Genomic DNA, 21,249 nt, shown 5'->3' with positions numbered 1-21,249 from the left:
GGCACATAAGAATAAATCCAGAGGAGAATGGGTATGAACACATATTTTACGCGTCTGACGGGGCTCGGCCTTGCCGCGGTGATTGGTGGCTGGAGCGTTTCGGCAATGGCTGCGGATGTGACCAAATCGCCGGAGGTCGAAGAGACCGGTAGGCTGACCATCGCCAACACGATCGACTTCGCGCCATTCGAATATCTCGATGCGGATGGCAAGCCGACAGGCATCATCATCGAACTGGCTGGCGAAGTCGCCAAACTTGTGGATGCCGAGCTTGATGTTCAGCGAACCCCGTTCCCTTCGATGATCCCGGGTCTGGCTGCCGGTCGCTTCAAGATTGCCTGGGAAACCTTCTCGGCCAATCCGGATCGTTTGAAACAGGTCGATTTCGTGATGTTCATCAAGGCCGGCATTGCCGCCTCCACATCACCGGAAAAGAAGGACGAGTTTACAGGGGAATTGCCTCTTTGCGGCAAGCGCGTCGGCGTTTCGGCCGGCAGTGCGTCTGACTTCCTCGTCGACAAGCTGACCGCCGAATGCACGGAGAAGGGGCTGGAGCCGATCGACAAGTCGGTGTTCAATTCCTCAACCGACATTATTCAGGCCGTGCTTGCCGACCGCGTTGATGCGCGTATGGACGATGCCACCGCCTCCAGCTATTTCGAGGTCACGAGCAAGGGCCAACTGGTCGTGCTGCCGACGCTCTATGACGTTGCGCCGCTCGGCCTTGCTATCGCCAAGGACGACAAGCCGACCGCCGACATGATGGTTTCGGCCCTTTCCGCACTGTTCGAGAACGGCACCTACCAGTCGATCCTCGAGAAATACGGAATGGGCGCCTATGCGATCAAGGAACCCTATTTCGTCGGTGACATGGAAGCGCTGCGGGCCGAGTGATCGGCCCATAGCGTCATTGCAGTGAATTTGGAGAAACGATGAGCAAGGTCGACGCGAGCGAAACTCGCCCCCAGCCATCCTCCCTGGTCGCGGATGTCGACCGTCTCGTCGTGGTGCCGCGCCGCAATTATGGCATATGGATCGGTACGGCACTCACCCTGGTGCTCTCGTTCTTCATTCTGCGCGCTTTCGCCGTGAACCCGGCTTTTGGATGGGAGACAGCCGCAGGCTATCTCTTCCATCCGTCGATCATGCGGGGTCTACTGAACACGCTGATCCTGACCGTGGTGATCATGGCGCTAGCCATCATCATCGGCACGGTGGTGGCCGTCATGCGGGTTTCTCCGAGCCCCGTCCTGCGTGGTTTCGCAGGGGCTTATGTGTGGTTCTTTCGCGGCGTCCCGGCGCTGATCCAGCTCATCTTCTGGTTCAATCTGGCGCTTCTGGTACGCGAATTTTCGCTGACGCTGCCGTTTGTCGGCGAGGTGTTCTCGATCCGCACAAATGACTTCATGACGCCGTTCTTCTCTGCCGTTGTCGCCCTGTCGCTCTGTGAAGCGGGGTATATGGCCGAGATCATCCGCGCGGGCATCAAGTCGGTGCCTTCTGGGCAATCGGAAGCGGCAAGCGCCCTTGGTATGCCCTATCGCAACATCCTGAAGCGCATTGTCCTGCCGCAGGCCATGCGTTTCGTCGTGCCGCCCACGGGCAATGAGGCGATCAATCTTCTCAAGATGACCTCGCTCGTGACCTTTATCGCGGTCGATGACCTTTTCTATTCTGCGCAGTCGATTTACGCGCGCACCTTCGAGACCATCCCGCTGCTGATCGTGGTCGCGTTCTGGTATCTGGCGGTCGTGTCCATCATGTCGGTAGGGCAGCATTTTCTGGAACGCCATTTCGGGCGCAGCGAGACCCGGACGGATTCTTGGGCTCTGCGCGTCATTCGCAATGCAATCGGATCTCATGCCAAGGAATTTTCTGTATGAGCAACACGCCAAGTGAAAATCGCGTGCGCTTTGGCGTGCCGGAGAACTCCATGGTGTTTGCCCGCGGCGTGCGCAAATCCTATGGTCAGCTTGAGGTGCTCAAGGGCGTGGACATCGATGTGCCAACCGGCTCGGTTGCCTGCATCATCGGCCCGTCCGGCTCCGGAAAAAGCACGTTTCTGCGCTGCATCAACCATCTGGAAAAGCTCACCGGTGGCATTCTTCTCGTCGATGGCGCCTTTGTGGGGTACGACCTGCGTGACGATCGTCTCTACGAGGTGAAGGACGACGAGCTATGCCAGCGGCGCGCCGAGATCGGCATGCTGTTTCAGTCCTTCAATCTGTTCTCTCACATGACGGTGATGGAGAACCTCATTGAAGCGCCCATCCATGTGCGTCGGATGCCGGCGGAACAGGCAAAGGCTGAAGCTCTGGAGCTTCTGGCGCGGGTGGGGCTGTCCGAAAAGGTCGACCGGTATCCGCGAGAATTGTCAGGCGGTCAGCAGCAGCGCGTGGCCATCGCGCGCGCCATGGCGATGAAGCCAAAGGTGCTGTTGTTTGATGAACCCACTTCCGCACTCGACCCCGAGCTTGTGGGGGAGGTTCTGCAGGTGATGCGTGATCTCGCCGAAGCCGGCATGACCATGGTCGTTGTCACCCACGAGATCGGCTTCGCCCGCGAAATCGGCGACCAGCTCATTTTCATGGATGGCGGCGTGATCGTCGAGCAGGGGGACCCGCGCGAGATGATCGCCAACCCGCAGTCGCCGAGAACACGGGAGTTCCTCTCAAAGGTTCTTTAGAGACGCCGTTTCCGAGCCTGTTTCAGGAGTGACCGGTCACCATTCGGCGATTGATCCGTCCTCGTGACGCCACACAGGTGCGCGCCAGCGATGCCCGATCTCCGCCTGCTTTCGCACAAACTCCTCGTTCACCCGAATGCCGAGGCCGGGTCCCCTGGGGATTTTCAGAAAGCCATCCTCCAGTTCAAAACCATGACCCGGCTCGAGATAGTCGGCCATGTCCTGCGTGGCGTTGTAATGAATTCCGAGACTCTGTTCCTGGATGAAGGCGTTGTGACAGACGGCATCCACCTGCAGGCAGGCGGCCAGCGCGATCGGTCCCAGCGGGCAATGCGGTGCAAGGGCGACATCATAGGCTTCGGCCCAGTGTGCAATGCGCAGCATTTCGGAGATGCCGCCGACATGCGCAGTGTCGGGATTGATTACGCTTGCTGCCCTTTGTTCGAACACCGGCTTGAAATCGAAGCGCGAATGCAGCCGCTCCCCGATGCACAGAGGGATCGAGGTTTGTCGGGAGAGATCGGCCAGCGTGCCGATATGAGCGGAATCGACCGCGTCTTCGATGAATATCGGCCTGAGATGCTCGATTTCCTTCAGCAATTGCTTCGACATTGGTGCGTGAACCCGGCCGTGGAAATCGAAAGCGAGGTCCATCTCGGTCCCGACAGCAGAACGCAGATCCGACAATTGCTGGACCACGCCATCGAGCTTCTTGTAGCTGTCGATGATCTGCATTTCCGCGCAGGCGTTGAATTTGCAGGCGCTGAATCCACGCTTCATCAGGTCTTTCGCGCCGGAAACGAGATCCGAAGGACGGTCACCGCCGATCCAGCAATAGCTGCGGATCTTGTCGCGAACGGCACCGCCCAGGAGGTCGTGGACGGGAGCGTTGTAATATTGCCCCTTGATGTCCCAGAGCGCCATGTCGATGCCTGACAAGGCGCTCATCAGCACCGGCCCACCACGATAGCATCCATTGCGATAGAGCATGTGCCAGATGTCTTCGATCCGCATGGGATCGGCGCCAATCAGAAAATCGGAGAACTCTTCGATCTTGGCTGCGAGCGTTGCAGCGTGACCTTCCAGAACGGGTTCGCCCCAGCCGGAAATCCCTTCGTCAGTTTCGATCTTGAGAAAGAGCCAACGCGGCGGAACAAGGAACGTGGTGAGCTTGGTGATCTTCATGAAAACGTGTCTTTTTTGGTTATGGTTTAACAGACCGGGCGGCGCTCACATCATGCTTGGCCTTGGCAATGAGGGCGAGGGCGAGCTTGCGTGCACCTTCGCTGTCGCGCAATCGCAGCGCCTCGACCAGTGCCCCATGTTGCCCGATCGATTCTTCGAGATTCTCGGCCGAGTGCGCCGAGGTCGACAGCATGAAGTTCAAAGCCGGGTCCATGAGAGCGCCAAACTGCTGGAAAATGCGGTTGTGGCTGGCTTTCAGAAGGAGCTCATGAAAGACGGTGTCGGCGGCGATAAAGGCTTCGACATCGTTGCCGGCCTTCGCCATCGCCTGCCACGCCGCTTCGATATCGGCGATTTCCTGCATCGTGGCCCGCCGCGCGGCCAGTTCTGCCGCCATCGGCTCAATCGCGCCGCGCGCCTCCAAAATGCAGTCGACCAACCCCATCCTGTCGAGATTGGGGCCAATCCATTCAAGGACCTGGTTGTCAAGAATGTTCCATTCGTCCTGCGGACAAACGATGGTCCCGATGCGAGGGCGGCTTACAACCAGACCCTTGGCCTGAAGGATTTTCAATGCTTCCCGGATGACCGTGCGACTGACGCCGTATTCTTCGCAAAGATCGTTCTCACGGGGCAGGTTGGAGCCCTCCGCGAACTTTCCCGAAAATATGTCCTGGGCAAGGGACTGCGCCACTGACAGGCGGACCCGTGGGCGGATCAGCTTACCCGCCGGAGCTTCCATGGTTGAAACGGTCACTGTCCTGTTGCCTCCACATTCTCTTTCCCGTCGGCTTTCTGGGAAAGCCGCGAGAGGGGTTCTTGTCGGCAGTCATGGCCGTCTTTTGTGCGTTGTCAAATCAATAGCATTATTTATCATACAAATGCAATTGACTAATATGATAATTGGACGTAATTTTCATCCGCTCTCAGGAGGGCGTCGCAGAGCAACAGGGAGGTTCTCATGCGTTTTTTGAAAACCGCAGCAATGGCTGCGATTGCCGGCACGCTTCTGGCCGGGTCGGCTTTGGCCGACGAAGTGAAGATCGGTTTTCTGGTTAAACAGCCGGAAGAGCCGTGGTTTCAGGATGAATGGAAGTTTGCTGATATCGCGGCTTCTGAAAAAGGCTTCACGCTGGTCAAAATCGGTGCGGAAGATGGCGAGAAAGTCATGTCTGCCATCGATAATCTCGGTGTTCAGGGTGTCCAGGGCTTTATCATCTGTACGCCCGACGTGAAGCTCGGACCGGGTATTGTCGCAAAGGCCGCCGCCAATGGTCTGAAGCTGATGACCGTCGATGACAGGCTGGTCGGTTCCGATGGCGAGCCTCTCGCCGATGTGCCTCACATGGGTATTTCGGCCGTGAAGATCGGCGAGACGGCCGGTGAAGCCATCGTTGCCGAGATCAAGAATCGCGGTTGGGATATGAGCAAGGTCGGGGCGATCCGTGTTTCCTACGATCAGCTTCCGACTGCAGTCGATCGGGTCGAAGGGGCGATTGCGAAGCTTAAAGAGGCTGGCTTTCCGGAAGCCAACATCTTCGATGCGCCGCAGGCACGTACAGACACCGAGGCCGCTCTCAATGCAGCCACCGTGGTTCTGAACAAGAATGCTGACATCAAGCATTGGGTTGCTTTCGGCCTCAACGATGAGGCTGTCCTCGGCGCAGTACGCGCTGCGGAAGGCGTGGGAATCGGCGCCGATGGCATGATCGGTGTAGGCATTGGCGGTGCAGATTCGGCGATCAACGAATTCAAGAAGCCAGAGCCAACGGGCTTCTTCGGAACGGTGATCATCTCGCCGAAGCGCCATGGCTATGAAACTGCACTCAACATGTATGAGTGGATTGTCGACGGCAAGGAGCCTGAGAAGCTGATCCTGACGTCCGGCGCTTTGGCGCTGCGCGACAACTACCAGGATGTCCGCAAGGAACTCGGCATCGAATAGCCGACGGTTTCCATGCAGCCGGCTTGTATTCATGCCGGCTGCTTTCCTCCCGCCTGTCGGGCGGGGTTCGACACTGGCTACGCTTTGGAGGAAGCCGGCTTCATGTCTTCCTATCTCGAATTCTCCGGCATCTCGAAGAGTTATCCCGGCGTTAAAGCGCTTTCCGACGTTTCTTTCGGAGTTCGCAAAGGCGCGGTTCACGGGCTGATGGGCGAGAACGGAGCAGGGAAATCCACGCTGATCCGCATTCTTTCTGGCGACGCAGCGGCCGATGAAGGCACTGTGCGCATAGACGGTGAGACGCAGAATTACCAGTCGACCCGCGATGCCTTCGATGCTGGCGTCGTTGTCATCCATCAGGAATTGCAGCTTGTGCCTGGGCTAACAGTCGCTGAGAACCTCTGCCTTGGACGGTTTCCTGCAACCGGCGGCGTCATCGGTTTCAGTGCCATGTATGAGGATGTCCGGCGCAAGCTCGAGCTTGCCGGAATCTCGGTCGATCCGACGCGCAAGGTTGCAGAGCTTTCCATCGGCGAACGCCAGATGGTCGAAATCGCCAAAGCCGTCATGCTGGATGCGCGTGTCATCGCGCTGGATGAGCCGACTTCCTCGCTATCCTCTCGTGAGAGCGAAATTCTTTTCACCCTGATCGACAGGCTGAGGGAGGATGGCCGCGTCATTCTCTACATTTCCCATCGGTTGGACGAAGTCTTCCGCCTCTGTGACAGCCTCACGGTTCTGCGCGACGGCAGACTTGCTGCCCATCACGAGACAATCGAAGGTGTCACGCGCGAGCAAATCGTCTCCGAAATGGTAGGGCGTGAAATCAGCGATATCTGGGGGTGGCGCGCGCGTCCCGTCGGAGCGGTCGAACTGGAGGTGGACGGGGTTTATGGCGAGAAGCTGCCCGTTCCAGCCTCCTTTCAGGCGCGAAAAGGGGAAATACTCGGGTTCTTCGGCCTCATTGGCGCGGGGCGTTCGGAGCTGTTGCGCATGATCAGTGGTGCCGATCCGCGCGCCGGCGGCCAGGTGCGTGTCGGCGGCGTGGACATCGGGTCAGGCCAACCGGCGGAGGCGATCCGCAAGGGGGTCGTTCTGTGCTCCGAGGATCGCAAGTTCGACGGCATCATCCAGGGCCGTTCACTCGAAGAGAACATCCTTATCTCTTCGCGCAGGCACCTGACGCGCTTCGGTGTGCTGGACCTGCGCCAGGAGGGGGAGGTCGCCGAGACCTTCCTGAAGAAGCTCAGGGTGCGCACGCCGTCGCGTAAGCAGGACATCATCAACCTGTCCGGCGGAAACCAGCAGAAGGTCATCCTGTGCCGCTGGCTCTCGGAAAAGGGTGTCCGGGTTCTACTCGTCGACGAACCGACGCGCGGCATCGATGTCGGTGCCAAATCGGAAATTTACGACATTCTCTATCAGCTCGCGGAGGAGGGGATGGCCATAGTCGTCATTTCCAGCGAATTGCCCGAAGTCATGGGCATTTGCGACCGTATCCTCGTGATGTGCGAAGGGCGCATCAGCGCAGAGATCGGGCGGGCTGACTTCAACGAACAATCCATCCTCGCCGCCGCGCTGCCGGACGAGGCCAGCGCCGCGTCGGTCGGTTAAGAGGCTTCACGATGACGACTTCCATCAAAAAGCTCATCCTGGGCGACCAGGGACTGCTTGTAATCTTCATTCTCGCCTTCGCGCTCGTGTCGCTGACGGTCCCCAACTTCCTGACCGAACGCAACATGCTCGGTCTCTTGCAGTCCGTTGTTACCGTCGGCGTGATCGCCTGCACCATGATGTTCTGTCTGGCGGCGCGCGATTTCGACCTGTCCGTCGGCTCCATTGTTGCTTTTTGCGGCATGGTCGCGGTGATGGCGTCGAACGCCACCGGGTCGATCTTTCTGGGTATTCTGACCGCGCTGGCTGCGGGCGCGCTGGTCGGCCTTTTCAATGGCGTCGTCATCGCCAAATTTCGCATCAACGCGCTGATCACCACGCTGGCAACCATGCAGATCGTGCGCGGGCTGGCGCTCATCTCGTCGGACGGGCGGGCTGTCGGTATCGACGATCCCATGTTCTACCAGCTGGCTCTCTCCAAGTTTTTAGGCGTTCCGACACCGATCTGGGTTCTGGCGGCTCTTTTCGTCATTTTCGGTTTTGTCCTGAACCGGACGGTTTTCGGCAAGAACACGCTTGCCATGGGCGGCAATCCGGAAGCCTCAAGACTTGCGGGCGTCAATGTCGACTGGATGCGAATCTGGATTTTCACGCTGCAGGGCTTCATTTGTGCGGTGGCAGGCATCCTGCTTGCCTCGCGCATCACATCCGGACAGCCGAATGCGGCCACGGGGCTCGAGCTCTCCGTCATTTCCGCTTGTGTTCTTGGCGGTGTGTCTCTGGCGGGCGGGCGTGCGACAATGACCGGAGTGATCGTCGGTGTGATGATCATGGGCATTGCAGAAAACGTCATGAATCTTCTGAATATTCAGGCTTTCTATCAATATGTGGTACGCGGGTTCATCCTGTTGCTTGCCGTGTTGCTCGATAATATGCGGTCGAGCGCAATCGGGCGACGCTGATGCAAGATGGCGTGTCGCAGATACTGGATTTGCCATCCTTTTAGCGAACGTTTGGCAGTGCCTTGGACATCGGGAGAGATCGCATGACATCTGGACAGGGACGGTTGAGCGGCAAGCGCATTTTTCTGACAGGTGCCGCTCAGGGCATAGGGCGGGCGATTGCCCAAGCCTGCCTGCGGGAAGGGGCTTCTCTATTTCTGGTGGACAGGGATGAAGCACTTCTCGAGCAGACGGTTGACCAACTCGGCAAGGCCGAGGGACGGCTGGCCCATGCTGTTGCCGATATCTCGGATGCCTCTGCCATCGAGGCGGCGGCAGCCATGGCCGGAATCACGATCGGGACACCCAACGCGCTCATCAACAATGCCGGTGTCAATGTGTTCCATGAACCGCTGCAGACAGACGATGAAGAATGGGCGCGCTGTTTCGACATCAATCTGAAGGGCGCATGGCATTGCTGCCGTTCGCTTCTACCCGGCATGATTGAAGCGGGCGGGGGCGCGATCCTAAACATCGCCTCGACGCATAGTTTCACAATCATTCCGCACACATTTCCCTATCCCGTTGCCAAGCACGCGCTTCTGGGCATGACAAAGGCGCTGGCGCTCGAATATGCGGGCAGGGGTGTGCGGGTGAATGCCATCGCACCCGGCTATGTGGAGACACAGAAAAACGTCGATTACTGGAACAGTTTTCCCGATCCGGATGCTGCGCGGGCTGAGACCATGGCCCTGCATCCGGGCGGTCGCATCGCGACGCCCGGCGAGATCGCCATGGCGTCGGTTTTCATGATTTCCGACGAATGTCCCTTCATGAATGCCGCCTGCCTCGTTATTGATGGTGGTCTGAGCGTTTTGCAGCATCCGGCCTGAGTTCACTTTCATGACCGACCCTTCCCGTCCGTTCTGCGCTGCCGTTGACTGGGGCACGAGCAGTTTTCGTCTTTGGCTTCTGGATGCCGAAGGAGCCGTCATCGCATCCAGCAGGAGCGACGAGGGCATGATGCATTGCGCGAAGGCGGGCTTTGCGCCGGTTCTTGGAGCCCATCTGGCAAAGGTGGAAGCGCCTGCCGGAACGCCTGTCGTGATCTGCGGGATGGCGGGTGCAAGGCAGGGGTGGCTGGAGGCCCCTTATGTGGAGGTTCCCGCGAGCCTCGAAGCATTGCCGACACAGGCAATAAAAATAGCCGGTACCAAGAACGATGTTCGTATCCTGCCGGGCATTTCGCTGAACGACCCGCAGGCGCCGAACGTCATGCGCGGCGAGGAAACACAATTGCTGGGTGCTGTGAGCGAGAGCGGCAATGCGTTGGTATGCATGCCGGGCACGCATAGCAAATGGGTCGAGATTGAAAACGGTGTGGTCACGCGTTTCAGCACGTTCATGACCGGAGAGCTTTTCTCGCTGCTCACGAAACATGGAATTCTGCAGCACGCGGTCGAGGAAAAAGCCGTTGTCTCGTCAGATGACCCAGCATTCCGGTCCGCACTGGAACACACCGAAGGACAGGCGCACGTTGCTCTTTCCGGCTTCTTTGGAGTCCGTGCTGCACAATTGCTTGGTCTGGAAACTCGTGGCGATGGTGCCGCCCACCTTTCCGGTCTCTTGATCGGCGGCGAGATCTCGGCCGCGCGAGAGCTTTTCGGTAAGGAGGGCAAGGTTACGTTGATCGCATCAGAGCCGATCAATGCGCTGTATTCGGTTGCCTTGGAAAAACAGGGTTTCCAGGTCGTCTCGAAAGATGCGGGAGAAGCCTCGCGGGCAGGGCTTTTCAGATCAGCTAAACGAATTTGGAGCCGATAGACATGCCGGAACGAGATGTGAGCTGGCCGGGAGAGAGGCGTGCGCTGGTAGCGATCCTGCGTGGCATTCGTCCTTCGGAAGTTGCGGCCATGACTGAGATGCTCATCGACGAGGGCATCACGTCCATAGAGGTTCCGCTGAATTCGCCGGAACCGTTTCAGTCCATCGAAACGGCCCTTGCGATAGCAGGAGACCGGGCGCTTGTCGGCGCCGGCACCGTGCTCACCGTCGAGGATGTCGAACGGTTGCATGATATCGGCGGCCGGCTGGTCGTGAGCCCGAATACGGACCCCGAGATTATCCGGCGCAGTGTGGCGCTCGGCATGATCTCCATGCCCGGTGTTTTCACACCCAGCGAAGCTCTTCTGGCGCACAAATGCGGGGCTTCGGCGCTTAAGTTTTTCCCGGCATCCGCGCTTGGCGTGTCCGGCATTGCGGCTATCAAGGCAATTTTGCCGAAGGGTGCTGTGGTGTGTGCCGTGGGCGGTGTCTCCGATGCGACGCTGGCCGATTATTTCAAGATCGGCGTGCACGCTTTCGGTCTGGGAACGGGACTTTATCGACCGGGTGATGCCGTTGATACAGTCAGGACGCGGGCCCGCAAAACCGTAGAGGCCTATGATCGTGCTTCGAGGGGCTGAATTTTCCACCAAAGTGTCGCGAGAGGCCGGATAGCCGCCTTGGCAGTTGTGAAGGCGGCGTTGCCTTTTCGATGAAAGGGTGATCGGAGCCTGTTCTTGACAATTGCGGGTGTCTCTTTCACCTCCTGTCGGGTGCGCGGCATCGGCGGCGTTCAACAGACAATCCGGAAAGGGTGGAAAATGTTCGAAAGCGCTCACATTGACGAGGCCATTGCGTGGCGTCGCGACTTGCATCGTCATCCCGAGTTGGGATTTCAAGAAGAGCGTACGTCGAAGCTGATCGCCGGTCTCCTGGAGGGCTGGGGCTGGCAGGTTCAAACCGGGCTTGCGAAGACCGGCGTGGTCGCGCGGTTGGGCGAGGGAGGGCATTCGATCGGATTACGGGCGGATATTGATGCGCTGCCCATCGAGGAAGCGACGGGGCTGGATTACGCTTCGAGCCACCCTGGAAAAATGCACGCCTGCGGGCATGACGGGCATACAGCGATGCTGCTTCTGGCCGCGCGTCAGATGGCGGCTGAAGGTGTGACCGGCGGAAACGTCACTCTGATCTTTCAGCCGGCAGAAGAAAATGATGGCGGCGCGCGCGTGATGATCGAGGAGGGACTTTTCAACCAGTATCCTTGCGACAAGGTGTTCGGGATTCACAATTGGCCAGGTCTCGCTCCCGGGCGCCTTGTCGCCCGCAACGGGGAAATGATGGCAGCCTTCGCGATTTTCGAGATCACCATCGGAGGGCGCGGCGGGCATGGTGCGATGCCGGAGCAGAGCGATGGTGTGGTGGCTGCGGCAGCACGCGTTTCAGCCGCGCTCCAGGAATTGCCGGCGCGGCGGTTGTCTCCGCTCGTGCCGGGCGTCGTTTCAGTGACGCAGATTCACACCGGCTCTGCATTCAACGTTTGCCCCGACCGGGCGGTCGTTTGCGGAACGACCCGCTGGTTCCAGTCTGAGGCAGGGGATGAGATCGAAACCAGGCTGGCCGAGGTGGTCCATGGCATTGCTGCAGCGCATGGCTGCCGGGCAAACATCGATTATCAGCGACGCTATCCCGCGACAATCAACAGTGCAGCCGAGGCGGGGCTTGCCAGGCAGGTGGGGGAGGGCATGGGTCTCGATGCCGGAGAGGCTGGACCGAGCATGGCATCGGAGGATTTCGCCTTCATGCTGAACGAAAAGCCCGGGGCGTATATCTGGTTGGGTGCCGCGCGCCAGGGCGAGAATCCCGGACTTCATTCGCCCAGGTTTGATTTCAACGATGAAGTGCTGCCGACGGGCGCCGAGTTCTGGGTGCGGCTGGTGCGGCAAGCTCTTTCTGTCTGATGGACGCTCTGGACAGCCGCTTCTTGCGGGCGTTTCTGGTCGTTGCTCGTGAGGGGTCGATCCGTCGCGCCGCTGAGCGGCTGAACGTTGCACCCTCGGCGATCAGCCGCAAACTGGCGGAAGCCGAAGCGCGGCTGGGTGTGGGTCTCGTGGAGCGTAGCGCGCAGGGCATCGTGCTGACGGATGCGGGGCGGCTGGTGCGTGAGCATGCACTCGTTCGGCAGGATGAGGAGACCTTTCTGCTCGATCAGCTCGGCAAGTTCAGGGCCTCGGGTGGGCAGGTGGTGCGTATTGCGGTCGGCGAAGGGTTTGCCGCAGATCTGATGCAGAATGGCCTGGCCCCGCTTGCAGCGAACCATCCTCATCTCAGGTTTCGCATCAACATTGCCGGAACGGAGGAAATTCAGCGTCAGGTGGTTGAAGGGGACGCGGATCTGGGCATCGCCTACAATCCTGTCCCCATGGAAGCAACACGCGCAGTGGCGCTTGCAAGGCAACCGCTCTGCGGTGTGGTCCCGGTCCATTCTCCGCTCGCTGAACTCCGGTCTGTACGGCTTGCTGAAATGCTTGATCACCCCTTTGCCATCCTTGATGCCCGCCATGGCATCAGGGCACTGGTTGCGCGTGCAGCCGGCGATCTTGGGCTTGCGTTGCGGCCCCAGGTGGAGACCTCCTCCATCGCTGCTTTGATTCGATATGTGGGCGCGGGCATAGGGGGGAGTTTTCTTCCCCGCTTTTCGGTCTCCATTCAGGCGGAGCGGGGTGAGGTTGCGATTGTCGAACTTGATGAGGAGAGCCTTCGGCATGTCAGTGCGCACCTCATGGTGCGGGCCCGCCGCCGGCTTCCGCAGTCAGCTTCAACGACGGTGGAATATCTCGCCGCAAACATGGCGGCATTTCGCGAATAGAGCATTTAGTGTTGCCAAAATTGCAACACTACGTGCCTGAATCGGCGTCTACTCAACAACACCCTGTCATCGCAGTGTCATGAACACCAAGTGGATGGGAGGTGGCATGACGCAGTCGGTTGGCGTGATCGGTCTTGGAGCTATGGGAATGGGCATGGCCCGCTCTCTTCTGGCCGGTGGCTTTTCCGTGACAGCTTTTGATCTTTCGCCGCAGGCCATGGCAAGAGCGAAAGACGCAGGCATTGCTGCGCAAGAGACACCAGCCGGGGTGATAGAAGCAAGCGACATCATTGTCCTCTCATTGCCCCTTGCCAGCCATGTGGATGCGACGATTGAGGCCGGACTGGCCGCAGGTGCCTTCAAGTCTCCAAAAATCATCATCGACACGTCGACTTCCGAAGCGGCGGTGAGCCGCAAACTGGCAGCGAAACTCTCCGAAATCGGCCACGGTTTCCTTGATGCGCCCGTCAGCGGCGGACCGCAGGGGGCGGCAAGCGGTTCCCTTTCGGTGATGCTGGGTGGCGATGCGCAATGGGCCGCGCAGGCGAAGCCGGTTTTGGATGCACTTGCCTCCAAGGTGATCCATGTCGGACCGAGCGGAGCCGGCAATATCGCGAAGCTCGTCAACAATATGCTCGTGGCCTGCCATATGCTGACCACAGCGGAAGGGCTGCGCCTTGCAGAGGCAGCGGGTCTCCCTGCCGAGGACGCACTTTCCGTCATCAACAGCGCAACGGGACGGAGCGCGCTGAGTGAGATTCATTTTCCCAACTGGGTTTTGAGCGGCACTTTCGACAGCGGTTTTTCTGCAGGTCTGATGCGCAAGGATGTGAGACTGGCGCTTGAATTGGCACGGGACAGCGGCTGTTCCATGCCGGTTTCGGAGCTGGTTGCGAAACTGTGGTCCGAGGAAAGCTCGGGCATCGCCGACAATCAGGATTTTATGCTGCTTGGCCGTGTTGCGGCCAGTACAGAAGAGAAGACGAATGGCTGACGACATACTCCCTGCAACCGACACGCGCACAGAAGTCGCGCGGCTGCTGACCGAGCTGCTTGGCAGTGCCGAGGTGCAAAATCACGTCGCCGGACGGTTGATGTCGGGCGATGGCGAGACCCTGGCCTTGACCGATCCGGCCACCGGCAAGGCCTTTGCCGAGTTCTTCGATGCCGGTGCAGCCGTGGTGGACAAAGCCGCCGAGGCAGCAGTTGCTGCGCAGCGCGAATGGTGGGGCAAGACAGCTTCGGAACGCGGGCGCATCATGTTCGAGATCGCGCGCCAGATTCGTGCTCATGCGGAACCGCTTTCCCGTCTTGAGGCGATCTCGGCCGGCCGTCCCATCCGCGATGCCGCGGGCGAGCCGGCTCGCATGGCTGAGATGTTCGAATATTATGCGGGCTGGTGTGACAAGATCAGTGGCGACGTGATCCCGGTACCGTCAAGCCATCTCAACTATACCCGCCACGAGCCGATCGGCGTGGTTACCCAGATCACCCCTTGGAATGCGCCGCTTTTCACCTGCTGCTGGCAGGTGGCACCGGCGATCTGTGCGGGCAATGCGGTGATGCTGAAACCTTCTGAGCTAACTCCATTGAGCTCGCTCGTCATTGCGGCCTTGTGCGTCAAGGCAGGTGCGCCGAAGGGGCTCGTCAATGTGATTGCAGGGCAGGGGCCGACGGCCGGCCAGAAGATGATCGAACACCCCGCGACGGGTCTGGTGGTGTTCGTCGGCTCGGCTGCGGGCGGTGCGGCGATCGCATCTGCCGCGGCGCGACGTCTCATCCCGTCAATCCTGGAACTGGGCGGGAAATCCGCCAACATCGTGTTTGCCGATGCAGATATCGACCGTGCCGTGGTCGGTGCGCAGGCGGCGATCTTTGCCGCGTGCGGTCAAAGCTGTGTGGCAGGTTCCAGGCTTCTGGTTCACCGCAGCGTGCACGCGCAGATGGTTGAAAAACTGGCGAAGGCCAGTGCCCGAATTCCAGTCGGCATGCCGCTCGACCCGTCCACCCAGATCGGCCCGGTCAACAACGCCCGCCAGTGGAACAAGGTGGACACTATGGTGCGTGCCTCCGTTTCAGAAGGTGCGCATCTGGCAAGCGGTGGCGGAAAGCCAGAGGCCCTGAGCGATACCGATGGTTTTTTCTATGCTCCGACAATTCTCGATCAGGTCTCCCGCGAGATGGAGATAGCGCGTGAAGAGGTGTTTGGCCCCGTGCTCTCCGTTCTTTCGTTTGAGGACGAGGAAGAAGCAGTGGCGCTTGCCAACGACACGCCCTATGGCCTGGCGGGAGCGGTCTGGACGCGGGATGTGGGCCGTGCACACCGCGTTGCAGCAAAAGTTCGCGCTGGCACTTTTTGGATCAACAGCTACAAGACAATTCATGTGATGTCGCCTTTCGGCGGCTTTGGCCAGTCGGGCTACGGGCGTTCCTCCGGCCGGGAGGCGCTTGCCGCCTACACGACCACGAAATCAGTCTGGGTCGAAACCGCAGCCGATCCGACGATCGGCTTCGGTTACGCGCCGGGCTGAACCGCATGGGCGGTCCCTCGGGGCCGCCCTTTGTTCCATCCCGGCCCGCGTTAAGAATGGGGCGGGCTTAAGAGAGGGGATCTCAATGGAGAAGACGAAAGACATACTTTTGGACTGGCGCCTTCATCTGAGCGTGCTGGTCATCACGGTCATCGCAGAAGCCGTCGGCGTAATCGCGGTGCCGATCGGCATCGGTTCGATCCTGCTTCTTCCACTGCTTTATGCCTTTGTGATGGGGCTCATTCTCAATCCCAACGTCATTCGCAAGGTGGAAGGCTGGATGGGGCAGCGCGAGGTCCGTGCTGCGTCACCGCTGATCGTGATCGCGATCATGCCGTTCATCGCCAAATTCGGTACGATTATTGGGCCGTCGATGGAGAAGATCATTGCTGCCGGGCCGGCTTTGATTTTGCAGGAGCTCGGCAATCTGGGCACGATTTTGCTTGCTTTCCCGGTTGCCGTTCTGGTGCTCGGCATGGGGCGGGAAGCAGTGGGAGCCACTTTCTCCGTCGCCCGTGAACCGAACATCGCGATCATCGCCGACAAATACGGGTTGAAATCCGCCGAGGGTGCCGGCGTCATGGGCGTCTATGTCATCGGTACACTTTTCGGGACGTTCATCTTCGCCATTCTCGCGTCGCTTCTGGCGACATCCGGCTGGTTCAGCATCGAGGCTCTTGCCATGGCGTGCGGCATCGGGTCGGGCTCGATGATGGCGGCCTGCTCCGGTGCGCTGTCTCACGCCGTGCCGGAGATGAAGGAGCAAATCCTTGCCCTCGCCGGGGCCAGCAATGTGCTGACATATGCAACAGGCCTTTACCTGTGCATCTTTGTGGCGTTGCCGGTGACCGAGAAACTCTATGACCTTCTGGGCCGTAAAGAGCCCGTGGCCAGCAACGCCGGAGAATGATCATGAGCACTGCTGAACTTCCTGTCGATTACGAAGCAAACACGAAGCCCGACCTTGGCCAGCATGCCGTGCTGCTGGCCGCCGTGTCCCTCATTGCGCTGGTGGGGAATACGGTTGCGACAGACGCTACGGTTATTCAGGGGTTGGTCGGCCTTGCCGTCCTTTACGTCATTGCGATGGTTGGCCTGGTTCTGACACATGTCGTTCCAATCAACCTGCCATCGGTCGCCTGGATCTCGCTCGTGGGTATACTCGCAACCTTGCCCTGGACACCCGGGAGCGCGTGGGTTCTGGACAAGGTGAGCCACGTGAACTTCCTCACGCTGGCCACGCCGTGTCTGGCTTACGCAGGTATCGCGATCACACGTCGCGAAATCTCAATCGCCAAGTCCTCGGGCTGGAAGCTCTTCATCGTGGCCGTTCTCGTGATGACGGGCACTTATGTCGGATCGGCAATCATCGCGGATCTGTTCCTCTGAAAGGATCTTGGGGCTACCGCCCGAATGCGTGGTGGCCCCAGGGCGCTGGATGCAGACTTGCTGCATTCGTTCAAAGATGCACTATGAGCGCCAGTGGCACCGTGTGTTTCTGCTGTCGAGCGTCCGAGCGCGATCCTCTGCGCCTAGTGTTAGAGGCAACGGCCGGTTCGGTGTCTGACTGGAAGGTTTGGATGGGAGCGGCGAGGCATGCCATTGACGGCCACGAAGCTTGGACCGGATGGCCCCGAGGTCTCACGCCTTTGTCTCGGCACGATGATGTTCGGGGACCAGACCGACGAAGAGGCTTCCGCAGCCATCCTCGATTGCTATCTGGCAGCAGGCGGCAATTTCATCGATACGGCGGACTCCTATGCAGGAACCCGATCGGAAACCATTCTTGGAAAGCTTCTGAACGAGCGCGATCTGCCCGTTTATCTTGCCACAAAGTGCGGCAATCCACTGCCGGGGATGAACGGAAGCGGCGGCCTCTCGCCTGCGTGGATTCTTCAGGCGGCCGAATTGTCGCGGGAGCGTTTGAAGCGGGATTCGATCGATCTCTACTATTTGCACCACGATGACAACTCGACACCGCTCAATGAAATTGTCGGGGCGATGGGAGAGCTTCTGACCAGAGGAACCATTCGCGCTTGGGGTGTCTCAAATTTCCGACCATGGAAGATCGTTGAGCTTGTCCATCTGGCGGACAGGTTCGGGATCACGAGACCGATCGCTGCACAGCCCTATTACCACATGCTCAACCGAACTGCGGAAGCAGACTATCTGCCAGCGTGCCGCCATTTCGGCATTGGTGTCGTTCCCTATTCACCGCTTGCACGAGGTGTTCTTACGGGCAAGTATCGCTCTGGCACACCGGAGGGTTCGCGCGCGGCGCGCGGAGATACCCGCATGCTGGAAACGGAGTTTCACCCTGCAACACTGGAACTTGCGGCTAGAGCGGCTGCGTATTCCGATCAGAAGAAGGTGCCGCCGGCGCATCTTGCGCTCCAATGGGTGCTGGCCAATGATGCTGTTAAAAGCGCACTCATCGGCCCGCGCACCGTCGGTCAGCTCAATGATTATCTCAATGCGGTGAAAGCACCCTACGATGCCGACGATGAAGCATTCCTGAGTGCGCTTTGCACACCAGGCACCACACCCGTGCCGAACTATTGGGACCCCCGCGCGCCTTTGCAGGGTAGGCGAGCTCGGTTTGAAACGTCATTTTTCCGCTGACATAGACAGACCCGTTGGTTCGATAAGGCTCCTGTAAAGTCTGAATGAGCGGAATACCCCGTGAGCCGATGAGCGGAGAGGAGCGGAAAATCGTCCTCGCGGTCATGGCTACTAAATGCAATCGGCGTCGAGCGGTTTTCAGCCGCAGCCTGGACAACGCCTTGAGGGCCCTTTCCCATCGTCGCAGAAAATGGAAAGCTAGCAGGCAACGGGCCCCAGGGAGGGCTTCAACTGTGTCCAACAGGCGGGGCAGGCATAAATGAAGCTTGGCTGTATCGGGGACGACTTCACCGGGTCGTCCGACCTTGGCAACACGCTTGCGAAAGCCGGTATGCGGGTCGTTCAATATTGTGGGCTCCCCAGTTCACCTGCCGCACCGGATGTGGAGGCCGGCGTCGTTTCATTGAAGACGCGGACAGTGCCCGCCGATGAGGCCGTCCGACAGTCGCTGGAGGCATTGGAGTGGCTGCGCGATCAGGGTTGCAGTCAGTTCTTCTTCAAATATTGTTCTACATTCGATTCAACATCTGAAGGCAATATCGGCCCTGTCGCGGAGGCCCTGAGTGAGGCGCTGGAGGCGGGACCAGTGATATTCTGCCCGGCCTTTCCCGCGACAGGTCGCTCCATCTATCAGGGACATCTTTTCGTCCATGACCGGTTACTCAGTGAATCCGGTATGGAAAACCACCCCCTGACGCCGATGCGGGATGCGGATCTGCGCCGGGTGTTGGCTTCGCAGACAAAAAAGCCTGTCGGCCATGTGGCGATCGGCGATGTGTTGGCCGGGCATGAAGCCATTCGACGCGCAATCACGCGGGAGTTCGAGGCGGGGCGGCCCTTCATCATTGTCGACGCGGTCACCGACGCACATCTGGTGGAGACCGGCAAGGCGGTGGCCGGTCTCCCGCTTGTGACCGGCGGCTCAGGGATCGCTCTTGGCCTTCCAGAGAATTTCGGCTGCCGCCCCGCCCGGCTCGCCCGTGGGGAAGGGTTCGGGCCGATGGCATCGAAGGCGGTGGCACTGGCGGGCTCTGTCTCCCGTGCCACATGCGGTCAGGTGGAGGCGCACCGAAGGGCAGGCCAGCCCGCCTTCGAGATTGTCGCTGCCGATGTGCTTGAAAAGCGGCTCAATGCGGACTCTCTGGCTGAATGGCTGATCGAACAAGAGGGCATTCCGCTGGCCTATTCTTCCGCCGATCCAGAAACGGTTTTGGAGAATCAGCGCCGGTTTGGCTGGGACACGGTGGCGCAGGCCATCGAACAACTGTTTGCAGAGACCGCACGTGCTCTCGTGCAGCGTGGCGTGGACATCATCATATCCGCCGGGGGCGAAACCTCCGGAGCGATCGTGTCGGCGTTGGAAATCGAGGCCTTCGAGATCGGGCCGGAGATTGACCCAGGCGTTCCAGCGCTTCAGGTCGTTGGAAGATCGCTGAGACTGGCGTTGAAATCCGGCAATTTCGGAGGACAGGATTTTTTCACCAAGGCAGCAGGGATTCTTGGAGCAAGTGCATGAGTGAAGAAACACGCCTGCGAGATGAAATCGCACTTTTGGCGAAATCTCTCTATGATCGCGGCCTGACCCATGGGTCCACCGGCAATATATCGGCGCGGCTCTCCGATGGCAGTTTGCTTGTGACCCCCACGGGGTCTTCGCTCGGCATGCTGGACCCGGCTCGCATTTCCCGTCTCGATGGATTGTTCAACCATATTGACGGCGATCTTCCAACGAAAGAGGTTCCCCTCCATTCAGCCTTTTACGAAACGCGTCAGGCCCAGACCGGCGCGGTGGTCCATCTGCACTCCACCCATTCGGTGGCGCTCTCGGTGCTGCCTGAAACGGATCCCGATAATGTGCTGCCACCCATTACACCCTATTCGCTGATGCAGCTGGGCAAGGTGAAGCTTCTTCCCTATTTCATGCCTGGAGACGCGGCGATGGGAGAGGCGGTAAGGGGCCTTGCAGGCAAGCATTCAGCAGTGCTTCTGGCCAATCACGGGCCGGTGGTGGCGGCAAAGAACTTGAGAGCAGCGGTTTTCGCCATGGAGGAGCTCGAAGCAACGGCCCGTCTGGTTCTGCTTACGCGCGGCATGAAGGCGAACCTTCTCACCGACAATGATGTGGCGGCCCTCGCGAAGCGGTATCCGGTCGAATAAAGGATTTTCGCGCATGCGAAATTGGGGGAGGCGGAGAATAGAGTGATCCGGCCTTTGTTTTGACGCGTAGTTTCCGGCAACAGAGGAGTTTGGGCGTCATGACAGGCAATACCGCAAAAGGCACGGTGTGGATCACGGGTGCCAGTTCCGGCATCGGGCGCGCGCTGGCGTTGCGTCTCGCGCGTCGCGGATGGCAGGTGGCGGCCAGTGCCAGACGTATGGAAGCGCTGGAAGAACTGGCGGCCGAGCAGACGGGGCACATCTTCCCTTATCCGCTCGATGTCACCAATTTGGCGTTGACCAGGCGCATTCACAGACAGATCGAGCATGATCTCGGGCCGCTCGATATGGCTATACTGGCGGCAGGCACCTACAAGCGCGATGGTGCTTTTGACTTCAGGGCCGAAACCGCGCAGGCAATGATTGCAGTCAATCTGCAAGGCACCTTGAATGCGCTTGAGCCGCTGCTGAAAACGATGATGCAGCGCGAGCGGGGCAAGATCGCCATCATGGCTTCAGTGGCGGGCTACAATGGTCTGCCTGGTGGCGCAACCTATGGCGCGACCAAGGCGGCGCTCAACAATCTGTGTGAGGCAATGAAGCCGGAGGCCGAGCGCCGGAACGTTTCGCTGAGCATCATAAATCCCGGTTTCGTGGATACGCCGCTTACGGCGCGCAACGATTTCCCGATGCCATTCCTGATCTCTGCGGAGGAGGCCGCAGACACGATCGAGAAAGGGCTCGATTCCGGGAAGTACGAGATCATATTCCCCTGGAAAATGAAGATGGCAATCAAGGTGTTGCACGCCCTGCCAGCGGCTCTTCGCTTTATCATTACCCGCAGGCTCGTGCGCGCCGGAGACTGATCCTCTCAC

21 protein-coding genes are annotated in these 21,249 nt (G+C 59.4%); 19 read left to right on the top strand and 2 right to left on the bottom strand.

Annotated elements, in window-relative coordinates:
• Positions 1–33: 33 nt before the first annotated feature.
• The 3 genes from AC2CHD_RS06220 to AC2CHD_RS06210 are packed head-to-tail and all read left to right on the top strand — an operon-like array spanning position 34 to position 2,686.
• Complete coding sequence (locus tag AC2CHD_RS06220) at positions 34–894, top strand: ABC transporter substrate-binding protein (protein WP_484552953.1); 861 nt, start codon at positions 34–36, stop codon at positions 892–894.
• 38 nt (positions 895–932) lie between these two features.
• The gene (locus AC2CHD_RS06215; protein WP_484552952.1) at positions 933–1,883 is read left to right on the top strand and encodes an amino acid ABC transporter permease; all 951 of its coding nucleotides are present in this window, start codon (positions 933–935) and stop codon (positions 1,881–1,883) included.
• Positions 1,880–2,686: an amino acid ABC transporter ATP-binding protein gene (locus AC2CHD_RS06210; RefSeq protein ID WP_305082515.1), complete on the top strand. Its 807-nt coding sequence runs from the start codon at positions 1,880–1,882 to the stop codon at positions 2,684–2,686. Before AC2CHD_RS06215 ends, AC2CHD_RS06210 begins: the two co-directional genes overlap by 4 nt.
• Positions 2,687–2,722: 36 nt before the next feature.
• Here AC2CHD_RS06210 and dgoD read toward each other — a convergent pair whose 3' ends face one another.
• Both dgoD and AC2CHD_RS06200 read right to left on the bottom strand, forming a co-directional pair.
• Positions 2,723–3,871, bottom strand: a complete 1,149-nt coding sequence (gene dgoD, locus AC2CHD_RS06205) for a galactonate dehydratase (protein WP_229448538.1) — start codon at positions 3,869–3,871, stop codon at positions 2,723–2,725.
• Between the two features lie 19 nt (positions 3,872–3,890).
• The gene (locus tag AC2CHD_RS06200; RefSeq protein ID WP_255663659.1) at positions 3,891–4,613 is read right to left on the bottom strand and encodes a FadR/GntR family transcriptional regulator; all 723 of its coding nucleotides are present in this window, start codon (positions 4,611–4,613) and stop codon (positions 3,891–3,893) included.
• A gap of 219 nt (positions 4,614–4,832) precedes the next feature.
• Between AC2CHD_RS06200 and AC2CHD_RS06195 the strand changes: the two genes are divergently transcribed.
• The 16 genes from AC2CHD_RS06195 (at position 4,833) to AC2CHD_RS06120 (ending at position 21,240) form a co-directional block, all read left to right on the top strand.
• Positions 4,833–5,816, top strand: coding sequence for an arabinose ABC transporter substrate-binding protein (locus tag AC2CHD_RS06195; RefSeq protein WP_229448540.1), 984 nt, complete (start codon positions 4,833–4,835; stop codon positions 5,814–5,816).
• 102 nt (positions 5,817–5,918) lie between these two features.
• Positions 5,919–7,430 (top strand): L-arabinose ABC transporter ATP-binding protein AraG, encoded by a 1,512-nt coding sequence (gene araG, locus AC2CHD_RS06190; RefSeq protein WP_484552951.1) that lies wholly within the window; start codon positions 5,919–5,921, stop codon positions 7,428–7,430.
• A gap of 11 nt (positions 7,431–7,441) precedes the next feature.
• Positions 7,442–8,392: an L-arabinose ABC transporter permease AraH gene (gene araH, locus AC2CHD_RS06185; RefSeq protein WP_484552950.1), complete on the top strand. Its 951-nt coding sequence runs from the start codon at positions 7,442–7,444 to the stop codon at positions 8,390–8,392.
• Positions 8,393–8,475: 83 nt separating this feature from the next.
• Positions 8,476–9,264, top strand: a complete 789-nt coding sequence (locus AC2CHD_RS06180; RefSeq protein ID WP_484552949.1) for an SDR family oxidoreductase — start codon at positions 8,476–8,478, stop codon at positions 9,262–9,264.
• A 10-nt stretch (positions 9,265–9,274) separates the two neighbouring features.
• Positions 9,275–10,195, top strand: coding sequence for a 2-dehydro-3-deoxygalactonokinase (locus AC2CHD_RS06175; RefSeq protein ID WP_484552948.1), 921 nt, complete (start codon positions 9,275–9,277; stop codon positions 10,193–10,195).
• Positions 10,196–10,197: 2 nt separating this feature from the next.
• On the top strand, positions 10,198–10,836 hold the full coding sequence (locus AC2CHD_RS06170; protein ID WP_484552947.1) for a 2-dehydro-3-deoxy-6-phosphogalactonate aldolase: 639 nt from the start codon (positions 10,198–10,200) through the stop codon (positions 10,834–10,836).
• Positions 10,837–11,016: 180 nt separating this feature from the next.
• A complete protein-coding gene (locus AC2CHD_RS06165) occupies positions 11,017–12,156 on the top strand; it encodes an amidohydrolase (protein ID WP_484552946.1) in 1,140 nt (379 codons plus the stop codon).
• Positions 12,156–13,064 carry a LysR family transcriptional regulator gene (locus tag AC2CHD_RS06160; RefSeq protein WP_484552945.1) on the top strand — a complete coding sequence of 303 codons (909 nt, stop codon included), beginning with the start codon at positions 12,156–12,158 and terminating at the stop codon, positions 13,062–13,064. Before AC2CHD_RS06165 ends, AC2CHD_RS06160 begins: the two co-directional genes overlap by 1 nt.
• Before the next feature lie 106 nt (positions 13,065–13,170).
• On the top strand, positions 13,171–14,058 hold the full coding sequence (locus AC2CHD_RS06155; RefSeq protein ID WP_484552944.1) for an NAD(P)-dependent oxidoreductase: 888 nt from the start codon (positions 13,171–13,173) through the stop codon (positions 14,056–14,058).
• A complete protein-coding gene (locus AC2CHD_RS06150) occupies positions 14,051–15,595 on the top strand; it encodes an aldehyde dehydrogenase family protein (RefSeq protein WP_484552943.1) in 1,545 nt (514 codons plus the stop codon). The genes AC2CHD_RS06155 and AC2CHD_RS06150 overlap by 8 nt, the downstream gene beginning before the upstream one ends.
• Positions 15,596–15,680: 85 nt before the next feature.
• Positions 15,681–16,505, top strand: coding sequence for a DUF3100 domain-containing protein (locus AC2CHD_RS06145; RefSeq protein WP_229448553.1), 825 nt, complete (start codon positions 15,681–15,683; stop codon positions 16,503–16,505).
• 2 nt (positions 16,506–16,507) lie between these two features.
• Positions 16,508–16,984, top strand: coding sequence for a hypothetical protein (locus AC2CHD_RS06140; RefSeq protein WP_229448555.1), 477 nt, complete (start codon positions 16,508–16,510; stop codon positions 16,982–16,984).
• A gap of 207 nt (positions 16,985–17,191) precedes the next feature.
• A complete protein-coding gene (locus AC2CHD_RS06135) occupies positions 17,192–18,217 on the top strand; it encodes an aldo/keto reductase (RefSeq protein WP_484552942.1) in 1,026 nt (341 codons plus the stop codon).
• A 259-nt stretch (positions 18,218–18,476) separates the two neighbouring features.
• On the top strand, positions 18,477–19,733 hold the full coding sequence (gene otnK, locus AC2CHD_RS06130; RefSeq protein WP_484552941.1) for a 3-oxo-tetronate kinase: 1,257 nt from the start codon (positions 18,477–18,479) through the stop codon (positions 19,731–19,733).
• Complete coding sequence (otnC, locus tag AC2CHD_RS06125) at positions 19,730–20,374, top strand: 3-oxo-tetronate 4-phosphate decarboxylase (RefSeq protein WP_484552940.1); 645 nt, start codon at positions 19,730–19,732, stop codon at positions 20,372–20,374. The genes otnK and otnC overlap by 4 nt, the downstream gene beginning before the upstream one ends.
• A 98-nt stretch (positions 20,375–20,472) precedes the next feature.
• Positions 20,473–21,240, top strand: a complete 768-nt coding sequence (locus AC2CHD_RS06120) for an SDR family NAD(P)-dependent oxidoreductase (RefSeq protein ID WP_484552939.1) — start codon at positions 20,473–20,475, stop codon at positions 21,238–21,240.
• Positions 21,241–21,249 lie beyond the last annotated feature (9 nt).

The organism is Nitratireductor sp. ATLC21, from assembly GCF_057196525.1.
Note: the sequence above shows the minus strand (reverse complement) of the source record. Positions and strands in the feature narration are given on the sequence as shown.